This is a genomic window from Phenylobacterium sp. (assembly GCF_965229015.1).
Lineage (GTDB): Bacteria > Pseudomonadota > Alphaproteobacteria > Caulobacterales > Caulobacteraceae > Phenylobacterium.
Genome location: NZ_CBDDIM010000002.1, coordinates 441,641 through 462,511, shown reverse-complemented (window position 1 = coordinate 462,511; position 20,871 = coordinate 441,641). Strand labels below are relative to the sequence as shown.

The following is a 20,871-nucleotide window of genomic DNA, read 5'->3' as shown; positions in this document are numbered from 1 at the left end:
CTTGTCATCGCCGCGCTCCATCATCGACGAATCAGTTCGGCCAGAGCCGCAGGAGAGTTACGTGCCCGCCCCCTTCGACGAGATCGAGATCGGTCAGGTGGTCTATCTCGGCGAGGTGCGTGTGGACGCCCGCGCCCTGGAGTCCTTCATCGCCGCCTTCGCCCCCGGCTGGCCGGCCGAGCGCGGCGCGCCCGACGCCATGGTCTTCGCCATCTGGACGCGGCTGGACGCCGCGGCGGTGATCAACTGGCCCCAGACCAAGCGCCTGGGGGTCGACGCCCTGCGCTGGGCGCGCAATCCTCCCGCCGGCGAGACCCTGCGTGGCCGCATGACGGTGATGGGCAAGGACCCGGTGGGCGACGGCAAGGGCATCATCATCGCCCAGCACGACCTGCTGGACGAGGCCGGGCGGCTGGTCTTCTCCTGCCTGACCCGCAGCGTCTTCGCCCGCTAAGGAAGCGTCCCAAAAGAAACGGCGGGCCCTCTCGAGCCCGCCGCGTCGCACGTCCGGTAAAGGTCGGATCAGGCGTTGGCCGCCAGGGCCGCCTGGTTGGCGCGGAACATCGCCAGGGCGACCAGCCGGTCCCAGCCCACCAGGGACACCAGGTGGGCGTAGATCTGGCCGAGCGCGCCGTTGTCCCGCAGCTCCGCCAGCTTGGCCGGCGACAGGGCGTTGAGCTTGTCCTCCGAGACGCCGAAGTACTCGGCGATCTTCTGGGGCTCGCCGGGCGTGCCGTCCTCGGTCATCGGGGTGTGGTTGGCGGTCTTCAGCTCGAAGAGGTCGTTGTCCTTCAGGATCTGGATGAAGCCCTGGGTGCGCTGACGCTCGACCTCGTAGTCGTTGCAGAACTGGATGCAGTTCTTGGTGTACTCGGTCGGCTCGCCCTTCTCGTCGAAGAAGGCCATGTCGCCGCCCTCGACGATGAACTCGGCGGCGCGGTCGATGCAGAGCACCATCTGCTGGGCCTTGTCGTCATTGGCGAAGACGAAGGGATAGCGGCGGATATAGGCCGGGATGTAGACGCCGGACTCGAACATGCCGTTGTCCTGGACGAACATGTTGTCCCCGGCGTTCAGGCCCATGACGGCCAGAGGCATCTTGTCGTCGCCGACGAAGATGATCGGGCCCGAGACGGCGGCCAGGGGAAATTCGGTGACGGTGAGCGGGATCGCGTGGCCGGCCTTGGCGAAGCCGAAGGGGCCGTCGATGCGCTTGACGCCGAGGGTCTTGTGGAGGTCGGGGGTCAGCGGTTCCGGCTTGGAATAGAACAGAACGTTGCCGGTGATCTGGCCGCCCGTGCCGGGCTGGGTGTCGGTCGCCATGAAATGCCTTCGATGTCCTGGGCGCGAAAGAAAGGTGCGAGCGGGTTTTCAAATGACCCGTCTTCGCAGGGTCCGCGCTTCTACCCGATCGGACGGGGGGCGGCAAATGCGCTCGCTCACCGCTTGCTTAGCCCAGGCTGAACCGCTTCAATCCGCCGATTACAAACGGACCGCTTAGCGGAGGAAATATTTTCAATGGCGATCTTTTATCCCGACATTCTTGACCAGAAATCCCCGGCTCGTGAATTCACCTATCGCGACAAGGACGTGATGCTCTACGCGCTCGGCGTCGGCATGGGGCAGGACCCCGTGAACGAGGACGAGCTGGCCTTCGTCTACGAGAAGAACCTGAAGGTCATCCCCACCGCCGCCACCGTGCTGGCGGCCATGTCGCGCGCCGCCGGCGGCCCCGCCCCGGCCATGCCGGCCGGCCACCGCCCCAGCCAGATCAACTTCCTGATGGTCGTCCACGGCGAGCAGAAGGTCGAGCTCCACAAGCCCCTGCCCGCCACCGGCACCTTCACCGCCGAGGGCCGCACCGTCGGCGCCTATGACAAGGGCGAGGGCAAGGGGGCGGTGATCGTCAACGAGACCGTCTGGAAGGACGACAAGGGCGAGAAGGTCGCCACCCTGACCGGCTCCACCTTCGCCCGCGGCGATGGCGGCTTCGGCGGCCCGTCCGAGGGCGCTCCGGAACCCCACGTGGTCCCCACCCGCAAGGCCGACCTGTCGGTGGACTTCACCACCCGCGAGGACCAGGCCCTGCTCTACCGCCTGAACGGCGACCGCAACCCGCTGCACTCCGATCCCGACGTCGCCAAGCGCGCCGGCTTCCAGCGGCCGATCCTGCACGGGCTGTGTACCTACGGCATCACCTGCCGCGCGGTGCTGCAGGCCATCACCGGCTTCGACCCCGACCAGATCCTCAGCCACCAGGCCCGCTTCTCGGCCCCGGTGATCCCGGGCGACACGATCACGGTGGACCTCTGGAAGGACGGCAAGAACATCTCCTTCGAGGCCCGCGTGAAGGAGCGCGGCGCCACGGTGATCAAGAACGGCCTGACCGTCCTGCGCGCCTAAAGACCCTCTGTGGAGCGGTTCCCCAAGCCGGGGAACCGCTCTAAAGAAGGCCTATGATCCAAGGACTTCGCCCCCTCGCGGTCGCGGCCGCCACCCTGTCGCTGGCCGCCTGCGCCATGCTCCCGCAGCTCTCCGGCAAGGCGCCTGAGGACGTCTCGCTGAGCTCGGCCGCCGGCCCCATCCCCACCAAGCTGACCGGCTATCTGACCACCGGCGACCTCGACGGCGCGGCCCTGCTGGGCCCGCCGCCGGCCGACGGCAGCCTGCGCGGCCAGGCCGACCGCGCCCAGTACAACGAGACCCGGTCCATGGCCGGCTCGGCCCGCTGGACCCAGGCCATACAGGACAACGACATCTGGGCCGGAGGGGCCCTGAGGAGCTACGCCTGCGCGGCGGGCAAGGCCATCGGGCCCCAGCCGACCCCGGCCCTCTACCGCCTGCTGCACCGGGTGGAGCTGGACGTTCGCACCATCGGCAAGCCGGCCAAGGACCACTATGGCCGGCTGCGGCCGATGATCGGCGACAGCCAGCAGATCTGCGTGCCCCGCGAGGACTGGATGAAGACCAACGCCTCCTACCCCTCGGGCCACGCCATGGTGGGCTGGTCCTGGGGGCTGATCCTGGCGGAGCTGGAGCCGGCCAAGGCCGACGGGCTGATGGCGGCGGGCAAGGCGGTGGGGGACAGCCGGGTGATCTGCGGGGTCCACTTCCAGAGCGACATCGAGGCCGGCCGGACCCTGGCCTCGGCCATGGTGGCCCGCCTGCACGGGGACCCGGCGTTCCAGAGGGACCTGGCCGCAGCGCGCAAGGAACTGGCAAGGGCGCCGGCGATGAGCTGCCGCGCCTGACAACATGTCGGCCGTCGCGGATGGAGAAGTCGGGGTTATCCCCCTACGGACCGCCAGCCCTTAACCCACAAGGGTTTGCCGGCCCGCGAGGTGACCGACATTGGCCGAGTTGTGACCGTCAGACAGGCCGCGGGTTGACCAGGCCGCCGTAGAGATCGGTGCGGCGGTCGCGGAAGAAGCCCCAGGCGGCGCGGTGGGTGGCCAGGAAATCCAGGTCGAAGCTGGCCGCCACGATGCCCTCCTGGTCGCCGAGCGCCGAGACCAGGTCGCCGCGATGGTCGGCGATGAAGGAGGAACCGTAGAAGGCCTGGCCGCCGTTGGGATAGTTCTCCCACGGCTCGAAGCCGATGCGGTTGGCGCCCACCACCGGGATGACATTGGAGACCGCGTGGCCCTGCATGGCGCGCCGCCACGGGGCGGCGGTGTCCAGGGTGGGATCGTGGGGCTCAGAGCCGATGGCGGTAGGATAGAGCAGCACCTCGGCGCCCATCAGGGCCATGGCGCGCGCGGCTTCCGGGTACCACTGGTCCCAGCAGATGCCGACGCCGACCTTGCCGAACTTCGTGTCCCACACCCGGAAACCGGTGTCGCCGGGGCGGAAGTAGTACTTCTCCTGATAGCCCGGCCCGTCCGGGATATGGCTCTTGCGGTAGACGCCCATGGGCGAGCCGTCGGCGTCCACCATCACCAGGGAATTGAAGTAGTGCGGCCCCTCGCGCTCGAAGATCGAGATCGGCAGCACGACGCCCAATTCGGCGGCCAGGGGCGCCAAGGCGGTGACGCAAGGGTGCTCCCGCCAGGGATGGGCCTCGGCGAACCAGCGCTCCTCCTGGGTGACGCAGAAATAGGGGCCCTGGAACAGCTCCGAGGGCAGGATCACCTGGGCGCCCTGGTCGGCGGCCTGGCGGATCAGGTCGGTGGTCTTGGCGATGTTGGCCTGCATATCCATCCCGTAGGATGTCTGCAGGGCGGCGACGGTCAGGGTGCGGGCCATCAGGCGGGCTCCTGCTGGGTGATGCAGTGGAAGGATCCGCCGCCGGTGAGGATGGCGTCCGAGGGCAGGCCGATAACCTGACGGTCGGGAAACAGGCTCTGCAGAGCCTGCTGGGCCAGCTCGGCGGCGCGGGGGTCGCCGTCATAGGTCGGCATGACCACCGCCGCGTTGGCGATGATGAAGTTCATGTGGCTGGCCGGCGCGGCGCCGCCCTCGTGGCTCTCGATCCAGCCGGGCGAGGGAACGCGCACCACCTTCAGCGGGCGGCCCTCGGCGTCGGTCATCCCAGCAAGATCGCGGGCGCAGGCGTCATAGGCGTAGACGTTCACATCGCCCCGGCCCCAGGCGACGGGGCAGACCACCACGCCGGGCGCCGCGAAGCGGGCGAGGTTGTCGACATGGCCGTCGGTGTGGTCGTTGGCCAGCCCCTCCCCCAGCCACAGCACCTTGCGGGCGCCCAGCGACTTGGCGAGCTCGGCCTCGGCGGCCTGCGCCGTCCAGTCGGGATTGCGGTTGGGATTGAGCAAGCACTGGCCGGTGGTGAGGATCGTGCCGGCCCCGTCGTGGTCCAGGGAGCCGCCCTCCAGGATGATCTCCTGCTGGATCAGGGGCGCGCCCGAGGCCGCGGCGATCTGGGCGGCCACGGTGTCGTCGCCCTCCATCTCGTACTTGCCGCCCCAGCCGTTGAAGCGGAAGCCACGGGCCTCGTCCCCCTTCGGGCCCTTGGCGAAGATCGGGCCGGTGTCGCGCAGCCAGATGTCGCCGAACACGCCCGCCACGATCTCGACGCCGGCCACATCCCCCAGCAGACGCCGCGCGGCGGCCTCGCCCTCCGGCGAGCCGGTCATCAGGCGCACGCGTTCGCGGCCGGGACCGGCGAGCGCGCGGGCCAGCGCCCCCACCTGGGCCTGGGCCAAGGCCAGGTCCTCGGCCCAGAGCTCCTCATGGCTGGGGAACCCCAGCCACATGGCCTTGTGGGGCGCCCATTCGGCGGGAACGATCACGGTCATCGGCGGCCCTTCTGTTGGAGCCGCGAAATGGGCGGTGGCGGGGGGTTCGTCAAGCGCTGCTTGGGCGTCCAGTTCCTCCCCCAGGCCGCAGGCCGTTTCGGGGGGAGGTGGATCATGGGCGAAGCCTGCGAGACGGAGGGGGCTTGCGCCGTTGGACCCGATGGGCCCCAGCCCCCTCCACCGCTTCGCGGCCCCCCTCCCCCGGTGGGGGAGGAATTGATCACCCCGGTCCGGCGCCCGCAGCGGCGGGCAGGTCGGTGGAGGCTTGGCCGAAGACGTAGCGCCAGCCGTCCGGGGTGCGGACATAGGTGTCGCTGAACCAGAGGCGGCGGTCGAAGGCGCGGCTGCCGCGGACGCCCTTCAGCCACAGGCGGGCGGTGACGATGGCGGTGTCGGGGCCGTAGAGGCGCACGGTCTGGGTGCCGGGGTCCTCCACCTGGTGTTCGAAGGCGACCTCGCGGGTCCGCGCCAGGGCCAGCAGGTCCTCGCCGGTATGGACCCCGCCGTCGCCGGTGATGAGGATCATTTGCGGGTGGAGGATCCGGGCCATGGCGGCGGCGTCGTTGCGCTCCACGGCGGCCTGGTAGGCGGTGTCCAGTGCGGCGACGGCGGCGCGGTCCTGGTCGGGGGCGGCGCGGGCCGGGGCCGCGCCCAGGGCCAGCAGGGCGCACAGGGGATAGAGGGCGGATTTCATGGGGCTTCCTATCGTCGAGCTTGATAGGGGCCGACCTAGCCCGGCCGCGCCGGGCGCGGCTTGCACTATCCTGCCAAACTTCCCCGGGCGATCGCCGAGGGCGCGGCGCCATAGCGGCGGGCGAAGCTGCGGCTGAAGTGGGACAGGTTGTTGAAGCCGCAGGCGTAGCAGGTCTCGGTGACGCTGGCGCCCTGGCCCAGCATCCGGCGGGCGGCCCTCAGGCGGGCCTTGAGCAGGTAGCGATGGGGCGGGACCCCGGCCAGTTCGGTGAAGACCCGGCTGAAGTGGAACAGGCTCATCCCCACCGACCGGGCCAGATCGGCGACGCTGAAGGGCTCGGCGAACTGCGCGTCCAGCCGGTCGCGGACATGGTGCACCCGCTCGGCGTACCAGGCGAAGCTCCGCTCGGTGTAGAGCGGGCCGGGCTCCGCCCCCGGGGCCTCGCGGAAGATCTCGGTGGCGCAGTATTCGGCGAACAGCGGCGCGCCCTCCTCCACGGCCCGGGCCAGGCCCCAGCGCAGATAGCGCAGGCGGTTGCTGGCGCGCAGCACCGGGCGGCCGGCCGCCGCCCAGCTGCGGGCGGGATCGAAGCCGTCGTCATTGGCCGCCTGGTAGACGATGGACAGGCAGGTGTCGGAAAACCCAGCCCCCTGGAAGGCCGAGCGGAAGGCCATGCCCGGATGGCTGAGCATCACGTCGCCGGGGACCACCCGCCAGCGCCCCTCGCCGATCTCCAGGTCGAAGGTCCCCTCCTCCACGAAGCTGGCGCGGTAGGCGTCGGAGACGGCGCAGAAGGGCTGGTCCTCGTGTTCCACCGGATGGTCGAACCGATAGACGGTGAGCTCGCGCGAGCTCCAGAGGGGGGTGATCCGCGCCATGCGGAGCTTAGCCTAGGAAGCCGGGGGGCGGTTGTCGAGGTGGAGGGAGGGGGAGCCCCTCGTTCCTCCCCCAGGCCGAAGGCCGGTTCGGGGGAGGTGGATCGGGGCCGAAGGCCGCGAGACGGAGGGGGCTTGGACCGTTGGATCGGCACGGCCCCAGCCCCCTCCACCGCTGCGCGGTCCCCCTCCCCCGACGGGGGAGGAATTCTATTGCCCCGCAACGAAAAAGGGCGGCCCGGGAGGGCCGCCCTTTCCGCGAAGGCGATGTCGCCGCGAGGATTAGAACTCGTAGCGCAGGCCGACCTGGATGGCCCAGAGCGACTTGCCGCCGGTGTCCAGGTTCCGCTGGGTCGAGCTCGATTGGAAGCTCGAGTACCGGTAGCGATTGCAGGCGAAGGGGTTCGGCGAGCTGGCCGTGACCGCCGCGCCCGAGGCGTCGGCGCAGGCGACGCTGATCACCCGGTCGGTGTCGAGGTATTCGTCGACGATGCCCCACTTGTCGTTGATCAGGTTCAGCAGGTTCTGGACGTCGAAGGTCAGCCGGAACTTGTGGCCCTGGATCGGCGAGGGGATTTCCTGCGAGAGCTGCAGGTCCACCTGGGTGATGTCGTGGTTGGTGAAGGACCCCTTCTCCTGGATGGCGTCCTCTTTCATGCCGAACTGGCTGACGGCCTTCAGGAAGTTGTCGCGGGTGGCGACGCTGTCGAAGGTGACCAGGCCGACGTCGAGGTCGGTCGGGCTCGACACTTCACCGGTGATCTTCGGCACGTAGAGCAGGAAGTTGCCGCGGTTGACGCCGAACACCGGGCTACGGCCGGAGGAGGCGTCCGACATCACGAAGGAGGTCGGGCGGCCCGAGCGGCGCTCGCCGAAGAGGGTCACGCGGGTCTCGTTGTCGCCGAAGAACTTGTGGGCGTAGGAGACGTCCAGCTTGAAGGAATGGTCGATGGAGTCGAAGGACGTGCCGTAGGCCGCGCCGTTGGGGTCATCGCCGGAGATGCCGCCGTAGAGCGAGCTCTGGGTTGACGAGAAGCGCAGCGAGGAGCTGCGGTCCTTGATGTCGGAGTGGCTGTAGCTGGCGCGGACGTCCAGGCCGAAGTCGAAGGACTTGCTGGCCGAGACCGCCACGGTGAAGCCCTTGCCGGCGTCGTCGTTGAACACCACCAGGTCGCGGTTGGACGAGCCGGGGTTCTGCGAGGTGACGTTGAAGGCCGCGCGCTGGGCCGCGGTGGCCGCGGTGCTGGAACCGATGGCGTCGTAGCGGATGCGACCGTCCGGGGTGCGGGCGATGGCGCCGTTGACGATCAGCGGCTGGGCGCGGGTGTCGCGGATCAGGATGCCGTCGCGGGTCTTGGAGCCCACCAGGTCGAGACCCAGGCGGACGCCGTACCACGGGGTGTCCCAGTTGGCCGAGAGGAAGGCCTTCCAGTCCGAGGGCAGCTGGTAGTTGGGCGAGAGCGCCGAGACCTCGGCGAGCGGCGAGGCGACGCTACCGCCTTGGAAGGCGATGACCGCCGCCGGGATGTCATAGCCGAAGCGCGGATCGGTGCGCAGGCCGTTGAGGGCCGCGGCGCCAACCGCCGGGGTGAAGCCCGGGGTGCCAGAGATGTCCTGGAAGCCGGTGGCGGTGCGCTGGATGGTTATGCCCGAGGTCTGGATGCCGTTGCCATTCCCGAACGAGTTGGCGATCAGCACGTCCGGCACGCCGCCGGAGAACAGGCCGCCGCCGCCGCTGATCTTGAGGGAGGAGGTCGGCTTCCAGTCGAAGCTGACGCGCGGCAGCATGATGCCCCGGCCGTCATAGGTCGACTGGTTGCTGAAGCCGTTCCGCGCCGTGAAGCTGGCGTTCAGGACCGGCGTGGAGTCCATCACGAACCAGTCGTAGCGGAAGCCCGCCGTGATGTTCAGGTCCGGCGTGACCGTCAGCGAGTCCTGCAGGTACAGGCTGTGGACGTCGTATTCGAGGATCGCGGCCGAGGATTCGACGGTCTTGCCGCCCACCGAGTTCGCGTAGCGAAGCTGGCCCGCCGTGCCGTTCTGGAAGTCGGCGATGGAGTCGAAGTAATAGACGCCGTCGCTGGTGGGCACGAACAGGTTGTTGATGTTCTGATTCTTCAGCTGGTAGCCGAACTTGATCAGATTATCGCCGAGTGAATATTCGCCCTTGGCTTGGATCTGGAAGGTTTCCGTGGCCAGGGAGTTGGCCTGACGGAATTCGTCCGGACCGAAGCGGACCACCGAGGTGGAGCCGCAGGAGGTCAGGTTGTCGCCGCCGGAATTGATGCTGGTGGGCGAGGTGCAGACGCTGATGTCGGCGAATTCCTGGCCCGACTTCGGCAGCTGACGACGCTCGTAGTCGCGATAGGTCAGGCGGATCTGGGTGTGGAAGTTGTCGGTCCAGTCGGAGTTCAGTTCGCCGACATAGGAGTAGTCTTCCTCACCGGTTAGATACCAGTGGGAGTCCAGGCCGGCCGTGGTGCGGGTCAGGTCGGTGCGCGAGGTCACTTCCGAGAGCGCGTAGCGCGCGGTCAGGCTGAGACGCTGACGGTCGGTGATGTTCCAGTCCAGCTTGGCGGCGTACTTCTCGTCCACCACCGGCTTGGTGCGGGTGATCGAGCCGACGTCGAACTTGGACGCGTACTGGGTGTTGAAGATGTTGGTGACCGTGTCGATGGTCGCCTGGGTGACGCCGTTGATGTCGTTCTGGAAGCCTTGGCCGGTCGGGCCGGTGGAGGTCAGGTCCGAGGACTCATAGCGCTCGTAGGAGATCGCGAAGAAGACCTTGTCCTTCCAGATCGGGCCCGAGAGGAAGGCGCCGTAATTGGTCTGGCTGACGGTGTTCTTCACCGGGGCGCCGCGGATCGAGTCGCCCACCATGCCGTCGTTCAGATAGTTGGTGAACAGCGAGCCGTGGAAGTCGTTGCCGCCCGCCTTGAGCACCACGTCCAGGGCGCCGCCCTGGAAGTCGCCGTTCTCCACGTCGGTGGGGACCGCGTCGATGGTGAACTGCTCGACGGCGTCCAGCACGACCGGACCGCGCTTGGTGGGGGTGCCGCCGGTGTTGAGGCCGTAGTTGTCGACCGCGGTGGCGCCGTCGATGGTGATGCGGTTCTGGCGCGGGTTGGAGCCGGCGATGGAGATGCCGCCGTCGCCGCGGGTGTTCTGGCTGACCAGGGCCGAGCGGCGGGCCAGGTCGCGGACGTCGCGAGTGATGGAAACGACGCTCTCGACGGCCGTCTCGTCCAGCACGGTCTTGCGGCCGGTGTTGTTGGCGGTGACGTCGCGCGAGGCGGTGACGACGAACTCGTCCACCAGGTCCTGGGCCTGGAGGTTGACGTCCAGGCGCTGGTTGGAGCCCACCACCAGGTTCACGCCGGTGAGGCTCTTGGCCTCATAGCCCGGGGCGGTGAAGGTCAGGGTGTAGGGGCCGCCGGGGCGCAGGCCGCGGGCGTCGAAGCTGCCGTCGGTGCTGGTGGCGGTCTGCGACCGGGTGCCCGACGGGGTGTGGACGATGGCGACGCTGGCGCCGCGCACCGGCGCGCCGCTCTGGTCCACGATCGTGCCGCCCACCGCCGAGGTGGTTTCCTGCGCGTAGACCGCGCTGGACATGGCGCACACGAGTACGCTCAGGGCCGCGCCACCGGCGAGGCGTTTCATCGAAGTCATCTGGAAGGTCCCCTATCCATCGTGCCGTGCGGGGATCGCTTGCCCAGCCCCCTCCGGCGTCTGGCCCACGCTATAGCGCTAAAATTATGTTGATGGGTGACGCTTTTGTTACGGCGACATCAAGCCGCGCGAGTGCTGCGCGAAAGACACGCATCGTCCTTTACAGGGCGCCTGCGCCGCGCCACCGTCCGCCGCCAAAAGAGGGATGTTCCGCTTGGCCGATAACGCTTTGTCCGCTCACGGCGCCGGCGCCCAATGGAGAGGCGCCCTGCTGCTGGCCCTCGGCCTGACGGCGGCGCGGCTGGTCGCCCTCTTCGTCACGCCCCTGGAGCTCTATCCGGACGAAGCCCAGTACTGGCTTTGGTCGCGGACCCTGGACTGGGGCTACTATTCCAAGCCGCCGATGATCGCCTGGACCATCTGGACCACCACGGCGATCGGCGGGAACGGCGAGGCCTGGGTGCGGCTGGCCGCCCCGCTCTATCACCTGGGGGCGACGCTGGCGGTGTTCGGGATCGGCCGCCGGCTCTACGGGCCCGCCGTCGGGTTCGCCGCCTGCGCCCTCTACGCCCTGATGCCCGGGGTGCAGATCTCGGCGCTGGCCATGGCCACCGACGCCATCCTGCTCTTCTATCTGAGCCTCGCCCTGCTGGCCTATGTGGAGCTTCCGAACGCGGAGGGCCGCCGCAGGCTGGGGATCGCCGCCGGGTTCGGGGCGGCGGTGGGGCTGGCCTTCCTGTCCAAGTACGCCGCCGTCTACGCCCTGATCGGGCTTGGCCTGCACCTGGCCATCAGCAAGGAGGCCCGGGCGGTGTGGAGCTGGCGGACGGCCGGCGTGGCGCTCGCCGCCTTCCTGCTGATCCTGGCGCCCAACCTGGCCTGGAACGCCGCCCACGGATTTTCCACCGTGCAGCATACCGCCGCCAACGCCGCCTGGGGCGGGCGCAAGCTGTTCAACCCGGAGGAGCTGGGGGCCTTCGTGGTCTCGCAGTTCGGGGTGTTCGGGCCGATCCCCTTCGCGGTGCTGATCGGCGGCGGCCTGCTGCTGGCGGTCCGCAAGCGTCTGACCCCGGCCGACGTCACCCTGCTGTGCTTCTCCATCCCGCCGCTGCTGATCGTCACCTTCCAGGCCTTCATCAGCCGGGCCAACGCCAACTGGTCCGGGGCGGGCTACGTGGCCGGCGCCGTGCTGGTCGCCGCCTGGCTGATGCGGTGGCGGGCCAAATGGTGGCTGGTGGCGGCGGTGGCCAGCCAGGCGGTGATCGCGACCCTGTTCCTGGCCTGCGTGGTGAGCCCGCCCCTGGCCGAGAGGATCGGCGCGGCCAACGCCTTCAAGCGGGCCAAGGGCTGGGAGCAGACGGTGCGCGGCATCACCGAGCGGGCGGCCGTGGAGCCAGGCCTGACCGCGGTGGTGGTGGACGACCGCTTCCTGTTCAACGCCAGCGCCTACTACGGGCGGGCCTTCTTCGGCGCCGTCAACGCACCGCCCCTGAAGATGTGGGTGCGCGAGGCCCATCCGCAGAACCAGGCCGAGACCACCGACCCCCTGACGCCCGCCACCGGCGCCCACGTCCTGGCCGCCAGCCTGGACCTGGTCTATCGCGACGAGATGGCCCAGGACTTCAAGACCGTCTCGGCCCGCGAGATCCGCAGCGTGATGCTGGACAGGAAGCGCAAGCGCCGCACCGAGCTGTTCCTCGGCGACGGCTTCGCCCCCCTGCCGCGGGACCCGGTGACCGGCCAGCCGCCGGCGCCGAAGGCGGCGCAAAACTAGCTGTCATCCCGGAAAGCCCGCAGGGCTTGTCCGGGACCCAGACGCGCAGGGCATGCAGGAGAAATCGGTGCTTCTGGGTCCCGGTCTTCCGCGTACCGCGGAAACCGGGATGACACTCAGAACTACCGCCCCCAGACCGCCTTCAGCGCCGCGTCGCGGCCGCAGCCGATGCGGTAGCGGGCGTAGGCCATGGGGTTCTTCCTGGCATAGTCCTGGTGGTAGCCCTCGCCGACGTGGAAGGGGCCGACGGGCAGGATCTTGGTGGCCACGGGCTTGCCCAGCTCCTTGGCCACCTGGGCCTTGATGGCCTCGGCGGCGGCGCGCTCGGCGGGGTCCGCCACGAACACCGCCGTGCGGTAGGAGGGGCCTTGGTCGCAGATCTGACCGTCCGGGTCGGTGGGGTCGATGTGGTGGAAGAAGTTGGCCACCAGCAGGGAGTAGCTGGTCTGGCTGGGGTCGTAGGTGACCTTGATGGCCTCCAGGTGGCCCTCGTGGTCCTCGTAGCTGGGGCTCGCCGAGGCGCCGCCGGCATAGCCCACCACCACGTCCTTCACCCCCTTGGCGTGCTCGATGTCGTGCTCGGCCGACCAGAAGCAGCCGCCGGCGAAGACGGCGGTCTTGAGCGCGCCGGCCGCCGGGGCGACATTGGCCGCCAGCAGGGCTGCGGCGGCGACGGCGGCGAAGAGGGGCTTGTTCATGGCTCTACCTTGGTTGTCCTGACGGGACATACGCAAGGGCGGGCCCGGAGGTTTCACCCGGCCAGGGCCACCTCGAACTTCGCCTGCGTCTTGGCGGTGACCTCCTCCAGGGTGACGCCGTCGGCGAGCGCCGTCAGCGTCAGGGGGGACTTGCCGCGGGCGATGTCGAAGACGCCCAGGTCGGTGATCAGCAGGTCCACCACCCGCGCGCCGGTGAGCGGCAGGGTGCAGGCCGTCAGCAGCTTGGGGGCGCCGGACTTCTCCACATGGTCCATGACCACGACGACGCGCTTGACGCCGGCCACGAGGTCCATGGCCCCGCCCATGCCCTTCACCACCTTGCCCGGCACCATCCAGTTGGCCAGGTCGCCCTCTTCCGACACCTGCATGCCGCCGAGGATGGAGAGCGCGATGTGACCGCCGCGGATCATGGCGAAGCTGTCGGCGCTGGAGAAGTAGGAGCTCTCCGGCAGCTCGGTGATGGTCTGCTTGCCGGCGTTGATCAGGTCGGCGTCCTCCTCCCCCTCATAGGGGAAGGGGCCCATGCCCAACATGCCGTTCTCGCTCTGCAGGGTGACGGTCATGCCGGCGGGAATGTAGTTGGCCACCAGGGTCGGGATGCCGATGCCGAGGTTCACATAGAAGCCGTCGCGCAGTTCCTGGGCGGCGCGGGCCGCCATCTGTTCGCGGGTCCAGGCCATCAGACTTCCTCTCCGGCGCCGGCGCCCTGCTCCGCGCGGGGCCGGGTGGTGACGCGCTCGATCCGCTTTTCGTATTTCGCGCCGGCGACGATCGAGTCGACGAAGATCCCCGGCGTGTGGATGTTGTCCTTGTCGAGGCTACCCACCGGAACCAGCTGCTCGACCTCGGCGACGGTGACCCGACCGGCGGTGGCCATCATCGGATTGAAGTTCCGCGCCGTCTTCCGGTAGATCAGGTTGCCCGCCGCGTCGCCCTTCCAGGCCTTGACGATGGCCAGGTCGGCGGTGAGGCCGCGCTCCATGACGTAAAGCTCGCCGTCGAACTCGCGGACCTCCTTGCCCTCGGCCACCAGGGTGCCGACCCCGGTCTTGGTGAAGAAGGCCGGGATCCCGGCGCCGCCGGCGCGGATGCGTTCGGCCAGCGTGCCCTGCGGGTTGAACTCCAGCTCCAGCTCGCCGGAGAGGTAGAGCTTCTCGAACAGCTTGTTCTCGCCGACATAGGAGGAGACCATCTTCTTGATCTGGCCGCTCTCCAGCAGAATCCCCAGGCCGAAGCCGTCGATCCCGCAGTTGTTGGAGATGACGGTCAGGCCCTTGGTCCCGCTCTCGCGGATCGCCGCGATCAGGTTTTCCGGGATGCCGCAGAGGCCGAAGCCCCCCGCCATGATGGTCATGCCGTCGAACAGGCGGCCCGCCAGGGCCTCGACAGCGGATTTCTGTGTCTTGTCAGCCATGAACGCCCATTACGCCGCACTGCAACATTTGGGAACCGGGCAATCAGATTTCGCGTGCACAAATCCGAGAACGCCGGTCCATAGTTCGAGCATGTCTCACCAACCCACCGGGGCCGGCCGATGAACGGCCAGGGCCTGCTGATCCAGGCGCTGGTCTATCTGACCGCCGGCGTCGTCTCGGTCCCGATCGCCAAGCGGATCGGCCTGGGCTCGGTGCTGGGCTACCTGATCGCCGGCGTCATCGTCGGCCCCTTCCTGCTGAACCTGGTGGGCGAGCCCACCGACGTGATGAGGTTCGCCGAGTTCGGGGTGGTGATCCTGCTGTTCCTGATCGGGCTGGAGGTGCGCCCGGCGCTGCTGTGGAAGATGCGCACGGCGATCTTCGGCCTCGGCGGCGGCCAGCTGGCGCTCACCACCGGCGTGATCGCCCTGGCCGGCCTGGCGCTCGGCCTGGACTGGCGCACGGCCACGGCCGCGGGCGTGGTCCTGGCGCTCTCCTCCACCGCCATCGTCCTGGCCAACCTGGAGGAGAAGGGCCTGCGCCAGGGGGCCGTCGGCGAGGCGGTGTTCGGGGTGCTGCTGTTCCAGGACCTGGCGGTGATCCCGCTGTTCGCCCTCCTGCCCCTGCTGGCCATGGGGGCGCCGGTCCATGGGGCCGCTGAGGCCGCGGGCCATGGCGCCAGCCTGCTGGACGCCATGGGCCTGCCCGGCTGGGCCAAGGCGCTGGCCATCCTGGGCGCGGTGGCCGCGGTGATCGGCGGCGGGCGCTACCTGGTGCGGCCGGTGTTCCGCTTCATCGCCGCCGCCCGCCTGCGGGAGATCTTCACGGCCTCGGCCCTGCTGCTGGTGGTGGCGGTGGCCGCCCTGATGCAGACGGTCGGTCTTTCACCGGCGCTGGGCGCCTTCCTGGCGGGCGTGGTGCTGGCCGAGAGCGAGTTCCGGCGCGAGCTGGAGACCGACATCGAACCGTTCCGCGGCCTGCTGCTGGGCCTCTTCTTCATCACCGTGGGGGCGGGGCTGGACTTCTCGGTGATCGCCCGCCAGCCGGTGGCCCTGCTCGGCCTCGTGCTGGGGATGATGATCCTCAAGGCCCTGGCCATGTTCGGGGTCGGCCGGGTGTTCCGCATGGCGCGGCGGGAGGCGGCCACCACGGCGGTGTCCCTGGCCCAGGGCGGGGAGTTCGCCTTCGTCCTGCTGGGCTTCACGGTGGCGGCGGGCGTCATCGACCCGGACCTGTCGAAGCTGCTCTCGGCGGTGGTGGCGCTCTCCATGGCCTTCACGCCCCTGGCCTTCCTCGCCTACGAGAAGCTGGTGCTGAGCCGCGGCGACGGGCCCGGCGACGAGCCGGAGGCCATCCCCTTCGACGAGGGCGACCCGGAGGTGATCGTCGCGGGCTTCGGGCGCTTCGGCCAGATCGCCGCCCGCCTGCTGATCGCCAACGACTTCAATGTGGTGACCCTGGATTCCAGCATCGAGCAGATCGAGCTGCTGCGGGCCTTCGGCCGCAAGGTCCACTATGGCGACGCCAGCCGCATCGACCTGCTGCGCACCGCGGGGGCGGCCAAGGCCAAGCTGCTGATCGTGGCCATCGACGACAAGGACAAGGCCGTCGAGCTGGTGGAGGCGGCCAAGGCGGCCTTCCCCAACCTGGCCATCATGTCGCGGGCCTGGGACCGCCGGCACGCCTATGACCTGCTGGCCCACGGCGCCGACGACGTGGAGCGCGAGAGCTTCGAAGGGAGTCTCGCCATGGGCAAGCGCGCCCTGCTGCGGCTGGGCTTCACCGAGCGCCGCGCGGTGGCCGCCGCCGTCACCTTCCGCAAGCTGGACCGCCAGCTGTTCGAGAAGCTGGCGCCGGCCTATGGCCAGGAGGAGAACTACGTCCTGGCCAGCCGCGACTCCACCGAGACCATGGAGCGACTGCTGAACGCCGAGATGCGGCGGGCGGCCGAGGAGGACGGCGAGGACGACCTCGCCAGACGGGTGGAGAAGGATCGCCAGCCGGTGTAAGGGGCGGGTCATGACCAAGACCGCCATCCAACCCGTCTCCTTCCAGGGCTTCAGCCGCGACTTCGCCGGCTTCTCCCAGGCGCTGGGCGACAGCTTCGCCCGCTACGGCTTCGCGGTGATCGCCGACCACGGCCTGCCCCAGGCCGACATCACCCGCGCGCTGGAGGCCACCAAGGCCTTCTTCGCCCTGCCCGAGGATGTGAAGAAGCGCTACGTGGTCGGAACCGGGGGGCAGCGCGGCTACACCCCGTTCGGCATCGAGACCGCCAAGGACGCCGAGCACTTCGACCTGAAGGAGTTCTGGCACATGGGGCGCGACCTGCCCCCGGGCCATCCCTATCGCGAGCTGATGCCGGAGAACGTCTGGCCGGTGGAGGTCCCCACCTTCGTCTCCGACGTGGCTTGGCTCTATGACGCCCTCGACGACCTGGGGGTCCAGGTGCTGGAGGCCATCGCCAGCTATCTGAAGCTGGACCGGCATTTCTTCGATGCGACCGTCAATGACGGCAATTCGATCCTGCGCCTGCTGCACTATCCCCCCGTGCCCAAGGACGGCCCTAACATCCGGGCCGGGGCGCATGAGGACATCAATGTCATCACCCTGCTGCTCGGCGCCGAAGAGGCCGGGCTGGAGGTGCTGGACCGCGACGGCCAGTGGCTGGCGATCAATCCGCCGGCCGGCTCGGTGGTGGTCAATATCGGCGACATGCTGCAGCGGCTGACCAATCACCGCCTGCCGTCCACCACCCACCGGGTGGTCAATCCCGAACCCGAGCGCCGGGGCTTCCCGCGCTATTCGACGCCCTTCTTCCTGCACTTCAATCCCGACTACGAGATCAGGACCCTGGCCTCCTGCGTGGACGGCGAGCACCCCGACCGCTACCCGACCCCGATCACCGCCGATGAGTTCCTGAAAGAGCGGCTGCGCGAGATCAAGCTGCTGTAGATCCTCCTCTCCCGCCTGCGGGAGAGGTCGGGTGAGGGCTCTTTCTGCGCTTCCGTTGTCGCTCCCAGGCCGTGACGCGCAGCGTGCCGCGCGCCCCCTCACCCATCCTCTCCCCCTGAAGGGGGCGAGGAGGAGAGCTCGCCTCGCCGCCACACTCTGGGTAGAAATCGGTTTTTGACGGTCACGGAGATTTAACCCCGCGCGCCCATCGTTCGCCGACTGTTCGGGGGAGACGTTATGGCCAAGAAGGACGGGGCTTCGCGCGGCGAAGCTGAACGTCCGGCCGCCAACGGCGGGCTGGACCTTTCTGAGCTGAAACCGACCCTGGCTCGCATCGCGCGGCTGGCCCGGGCCTATGCCAGGTTGCCGAACAGCGATGTGGTGGTCCTGGACGGGGACCAGACCTGGCATGCCGGCCAGCCGGACCGCTGGCGCAGCGCGGTGCCCAACGAGGACTCCTTCACCGCCGTGGCCCTGCGCTCGGAAGGCGTGTTGTGGGTCGCCGACGCCCGGCAGGACCCGCGTTTCAAGGAACACCGGGGCGTAACCGGCGAGCTGGGCATCCGGTTCTGCGCCGCCGCCCCGATCCGGCTGGAGGATGGCCGCGGCGTGGGCGCCGTGCTGGTGACCGACGTCGAGCCTCGCGACCATGATCCGGCCTTCGCCGAGTACCTCACCGACCTGGCCGCCCTGGCCGGGGACGAGTGGGCCAGGTGCGCCGCCCGCCAGGACCTGGCCCGCGCCGCCGGCGAGGTGGCCGCGGCCCGCAACATGATCTCCGCCTTCGTCCAGGCCGCCCCGGTGGCCCTGTGCATGACCGACAAGCAGATGCGCGTCATCCAGGCCAGCCCCCGCTGGCGCGCCGAGCGCCAGAGCGACGACGTGGTGGGCCAGAGCCTCTACGAAGCCTATCCCGACACCCAGCGCTGGGCGCCGGTCTACAACCGCTGCCTCAAGGGCCAGCAGGTGCAGCACGAGCGCGTGCCGGTGAACCTGCCCGACGGCCGCCACCTGTGGGCGCGGGTGGAGATCAATCCCTGGCGGGAGGCCGACGGCGAGATCGGCGGTCTGCTGATCATGTCGGTGGACATGACCCGCACCGCCGACGCCCTGGAGGAGGCCAAGCGCAACGAGGAGCGCCTGAAGCTGGCCCTGGAGATCGGCGAGCTGCGGATGTGGGAGATGGACTGGAAGCGCCGGGAGCTGACCGGCGCCGGCTACCAGTCCCCCATCCCAGGGGTCGAGGTCGGCACCACCTATGAGGAGATGAACGCCGACATCTGGCGGTCCATCCACCCCGCCGACCGCCCCGAGGCCATGCGCGCCTGGGACGAATACATGGAGGGCGGCCCCCCCTTCCGGCAGGTCTACCGCATCCCCCAGACCGAGGGGCCGCACCAGTGGCACTACTCGGCCTGCGAGGCGATCCGCGACGAGCGCGGGCGGGTGGTCCGGGTGCTGGGGGTGCTGCGCAACATCGACAAGGAGAAGCGCGGCGAACTGGAGCTGGTGAAGGCCAAGGAGGAGGCCGAGACCGCCAACCGGGCCAAGAGCGAGTTCCTGGCCAATATGAGCCACGAGATCCGCACCCCGCTGAACGGGGTGATGGGCATAGCCGGGGCCCTGGCCAAGACCCCGCTGACCTCCGGCCAGGCCGAGATGGTCAACCTGATCGAGACCTCGGCCCAGACCCTGGAGGCCCTGCTCACCGACATCCTGGACCTGGCCCGCATCGAGGCCGGCCGGCTGGAGATCCGCCCCGAGCCCTTCGACCTGACCACCTCGGTCAACGCCTGCGCCTCCCTGTTCCAGGCCAGCGCCGAGGCCAAGGACCTGAAGCTGACCGTCGAGGTCGATCCCTACGCCCAGGGCGCCTATGACGGCGACGCCCCGCGCATCCGCCAGATCCTGAGCAACCTGCTGGGCAATGCGGTGAAGTTCACCAGCGCCGGCGAGGTGAAGCTGTCGGTGCGGGCGCGGCGCGACGAGACCTCCACCCACCTGTGCTTCGATGTCTCCGACACCGGCATCGGCTTCGACGAGGAGACCCGCCAGCGGCTGTTTGGCCGCTTCCAGCAGGCCGACGGCTCCATCACCCGGCGGTTTGGCGGAACCGGCCTGGGGCTGGCCATCTCCCGCTCCCTGGCCGAGGCCATGGGCGGCGGCCTGTCGGCGGTCTCCCGTCCCGGCGAGGGTTCGACCTTCACCCTGGAGCTGGAGCTGCCGCGCCGCCACGGGGCGGTGGACCTGTGGGGCGAGCACGAGGCCGACGCCGAGGCCGAGGCCGACCTGCAGACCATGCGGGTGCTGCTGGCCGAGGACCACCCCACCAACCGCCGGGTCGTGGAGCTGATCCTGGGCGCCGCCGGGGTCGACCTGACCTGCGTCGAGAACGGCGCCGAGGCGGTGGACGAGGCCGCCCGCTCCAGCTTCGACCTGATCCTGATGGACATGCAGATGCCGGTGATGGACGGTCTGACCGCCATCCGCGCCATCCGCCGCCGGGAGTGCCGCGAGAAGGCCCGCCCGACCCCGATCTACACCCTGACCGCCAACGCCATGCCCGAGCACGCCCAGGCCTCCGCCGACGCCGGCGCCGACGGCCACGTCACCAAGCCCATCACCGCCGACGGCCTGCTGCGCGTGGTGGAGCAGGTCTGGACGGAGAAGGTCGGGGATGGGGCGGCGGCGGAAGAGGGCCAGAGGGCGTTGAGGGCGTAGGCCCGCACCGCTCAGCCCAATTCCCGCGCCGCGAACGTCCGCATGGCCGCCACCAGATACTCCGTGAACCCCGCCGCCCTCCCCTCGTAGCGGGCGCGGAAGTCGGGGTTGTCCTGGTAGATGAGGGCCAGGTTCTCATAGGCCGTGCGGTCGGGGACGCGGTTCCAGGCGCGGCCGATCCAGGCGTGGTGGCCGGCCACCAGGGCGCCCACCGCGCCGCTGTCGGCGGGCAGGCCGTCGGCGAGCGCCTGGGCCATCTTCGCCTCGAAGGCGTCGGCCTCCGCCATCAGGCCGTCGAACTGGCCCTGGCTCAGCGCGTGCAGGCGCGCCTTGGAATCCTCGATCTCGCTCCGCACGGCCGGGCCGAACCGGTCGGTCAGCCAGGCCTCGTGCTGCGCCTGCTTCTCCGGCGGAAAGCCGCGGAAGGTGGTCTTGTCGTTCATGGTCGTCTTGCCTTCGATGGCGGCGAGGGTCTGGTCGAGGGTGCGGACGAGCTGGCGGTAGCGCCTGGCCTGTTCCAGCAGGGCCGCGCGGTGCGCCCGGAGCGCGGCGGCCTGGTCGAAACCGGGGTCGTCCAGGATCTGGCCGATGGCCTCCAGGCGGAAGCCCAGCTCCCGGTGGAAGAGGATCTGCTGCAGACGCAGCAGTTCCGCCTGGCCGTAGTAGCGATAGCCGTTCTCGCCCACGTGACCGGGCTTCAGCAGCCCGATCTCGTCATAGTGGTGCAGGGCCCGGACGGAGACGCCCGAGAGCCTGGCCACTTCGCTGACGGTGTAGACGCTCATCAGACCTCC

Annotated in this window: 17 protein-coding genes; 7 read left to right on the top strand and 10 right to left on the bottom strand. The window is 69.4% G+C overall.

Features of this window, described 5'->3' with window-relative positions; translation table 11 throughout:
- Positions 1-61: 61 nt before the first annotated feature.
- Positions 62-454 carry an acyl dehydratase gene (locus ACO06I_RS18530; RefSeq protein WP_421934098.1) on the top strand — a complete coding sequence of 131 codons (393 nt, stop codon included), beginning with the start codon at positions 62-64 and terminating at the stop codon, positions 452-454.
- A gap of 68 nt (positions 455-522) precedes the next feature.
- On the opposite strand, the gene ACO06I_RS18525 is transcribed toward ACO06I_RS18530, so the two are convergent.
- Positions 523-1,323, bottom strand: a complete 801-nt coding sequence (locus tag ACO06I_RS18525) for a SapC family protein (protein WP_421934097.1) — start codon at positions 1,321-1,323, stop codon at positions 523-525.
- 195 nt (positions 1,324-1,518) lie between these two features.
- On the opposite strand from ACO06I_RS18525, the gene ACO06I_RS18520 reads away from it, so the two are divergent.
- Both ACO06I_RS18520 and ACO06I_RS18515 read left to right on the top strand, forming a co-directional pair.
- Entirely contained in the window at positions 1,519-2,403 is an 885-nt protein-coding gene (locus ACO06I_RS18520) for a MaoC/PaaZ C-terminal domain-containing protein (RefSeq protein WP_421934096.1), read from the top strand.
- Between the two features lie 53 nt (positions 2,404-2,456).
- A complete protein-coding gene (locus ACO06I_RS18515; RefSeq protein ID WP_421934095.1) occupies positions 2,457-3,251 on the top strand; it encodes an acid phosphatase in 795 nt (264 codons plus the stop codon).
- 118 nt (positions 3,252-3,369) lie between these two features.
- On the opposite strand, the gene aguB is transcribed toward ACO06I_RS18515, so the two are convergent.
- From aguB to ACO06I_RS18490, 5 genes are all read right to left on the bottom strand, one after another.
- Positions 3,370-4,245 (bottom strand): N-carbamoylputrescine amidase, encoded by an 876-nt coding sequence (gene aguB / locus ACO06I_RS18510; protein ID WP_421934094.1) that lies wholly within the window; start codon positions 4,243-4,245, stop codon positions 3,370-3,372.
- Complete coding sequence (locus ACO06I_RS18505) at positions 4,245-5,255, bottom strand: agmatine deiminase family protein (protein ID WP_421934093.1); 1,011 nt, start codon at positions 5,253-5,255, stop codon at positions 4,245-4,247. The genes aguB and ACO06I_RS18505 overlap by 1 nt, the downstream gene beginning before the upstream one ends.
- Before the next feature lie 220 nt (positions 5,256-5,475).
- Positions 5,476-5,949 (bottom strand): nuclear transport factor 2 family protein, encoded by a 474-nt coding sequence (locus tag ACO06I_RS18500; protein WP_421934092.1) that lies wholly within the window; start codon positions 5,947-5,949, stop codon positions 5,476-5,478.
- A 65-nt stretch (positions 5,950-6,014) separates the two neighbouring features.
- Complete coding sequence (locus ACO06I_RS18495) at positions 6,015-6,827, bottom strand: helix-turn-helix domain-containing protein (protein WP_421934091.1); 813 nt, start codon at positions 6,825-6,827, stop codon at positions 6,015-6,017.
- 279 nt (positions 6,828-7,106) lie between these two features.
- Entirely contained in the window at positions 7,107-10,484 is a 3,378-nt protein-coding gene (locus ACO06I_RS18490) for a TonB-dependent receptor (RefSeq protein ID WP_421934090.1), read from the bottom strand.
- 238 nt (positions 10,485-10,722) lie between these two features.
- On the opposite strand from ACO06I_RS18490, the gene ACO06I_RS18485 reads away from it, so the two are divergent.
- A complete protein-coding gene (locus tag ACO06I_RS18485) occupies positions 10,723-12,267 on the top strand; it encodes an ArnT family glycosyltransferase (protein WP_421934089.1) in 1,545 nt (514 codons plus the stop codon).
- Positions 12,268-12,389: 122 nt separating this feature from the next.
- On the opposite strand, the gene msrA is transcribed toward ACO06I_RS18485, so the two are convergent.
- Genes msrA through ACO06I_RS18470 form a run of 3 tightly spaced genes read right to left on the bottom strand, consistent with a single transcriptional unit; the run spans position 12,390 to position 14,400 of the window.
- Positions 12,390-12,965 (bottom strand): peptide-methionine (S)-S-oxide reductase MsrA, encoded by a 576-nt coding sequence (gene msrA, locus ACO06I_RS18480; RefSeq protein ID WP_421934088.1) that lies wholly within the window; start codon positions 12,963-12,965, stop codon positions 12,390-12,392.
- A 53-nt stretch (positions 12,966-13,018) separates the two neighbouring features.
- Positions 13,019-13,666 carry a 3-oxoacid CoA-transferase subunit B gene (locus ACO06I_RS18475; protein WP_421934087.1) on the bottom strand — a complete coding sequence of 216 codons (648 nt, stop codon included), beginning with the start codon at positions 13,664-13,666 and terminating at the stop codon, positions 13,019-13,021.
- On the bottom strand, positions 13,666-14,400 hold the full coding sequence (locus tag ACO06I_RS18470; protein WP_421934086.1) for a CoA transferase subunit A: 735 nt from the start codon (positions 14,398-14,400) through the stop codon (positions 13,666-13,668). The genes ACO06I_RS18475 and ACO06I_RS18470 overlap by 1 nt, the downstream gene beginning before the upstream one ends.
- 120 nt (positions 14,401-14,520) lie before the next feature.
- Here ACO06I_RS18470 and ACO06I_RS18465 point away from each other — a divergent pair, with 120 nt between their 5' ends.
- The 3 genes from ACO06I_RS18465 to ACO06I_RS18455 all read left to right on the top strand — a co-directional run bounded on the left by ACO06I_RS18465 (position 14,521) and on the right by ACO06I_RS18455 (position 20,077).
- Entirely contained in the window at positions 14,521-16,410 is a 1,890-nt protein-coding gene (locus tag ACO06I_RS18465) for a monovalent cation:proton antiporter-2 (CPA2) family protein (protein WP_421934085.1), read from the top strand.
- 10 nt (positions 16,411-16,420) lie between these two features.
- Positions 16,421-17,356 carry an isopenicillin N synthase family dioxygenase gene (locus ACO06I_RS18460; protein WP_421934084.1) on the top strand — a complete coding sequence of 312 codons (936 nt, stop codon included), beginning with the start codon at positions 16,421-16,423 and terminating at the stop codon, positions 17,354-17,356.
- A 237-nt stretch (positions 17,357-17,593) separates the two neighbouring features.
- Entirely contained in the window at positions 17,594-20,077 is a 2,484-nt protein-coding gene (locus ACO06I_RS18455) for an ATP-binding protein (RefSeq protein ID WP_421934083.1), read from the top strand.
- 11 nt (positions 20,078-20,088) lie between these two features.
- Here ACO06I_RS18455 and ACO06I_RS18450 read toward each other — a convergent pair whose 3' ends face one another.
- Complete coding sequence (locus ACO06I_RS18450) at positions 20,089-20,862, bottom strand: MerR family transcriptional regulator (RefSeq protein WP_421934082.1); 774 nt, start codon at positions 20,860-20,862, stop codon at positions 20,089-20,091.
- Positions 20,863-20,871: the final 9 nt, after the last annotated feature.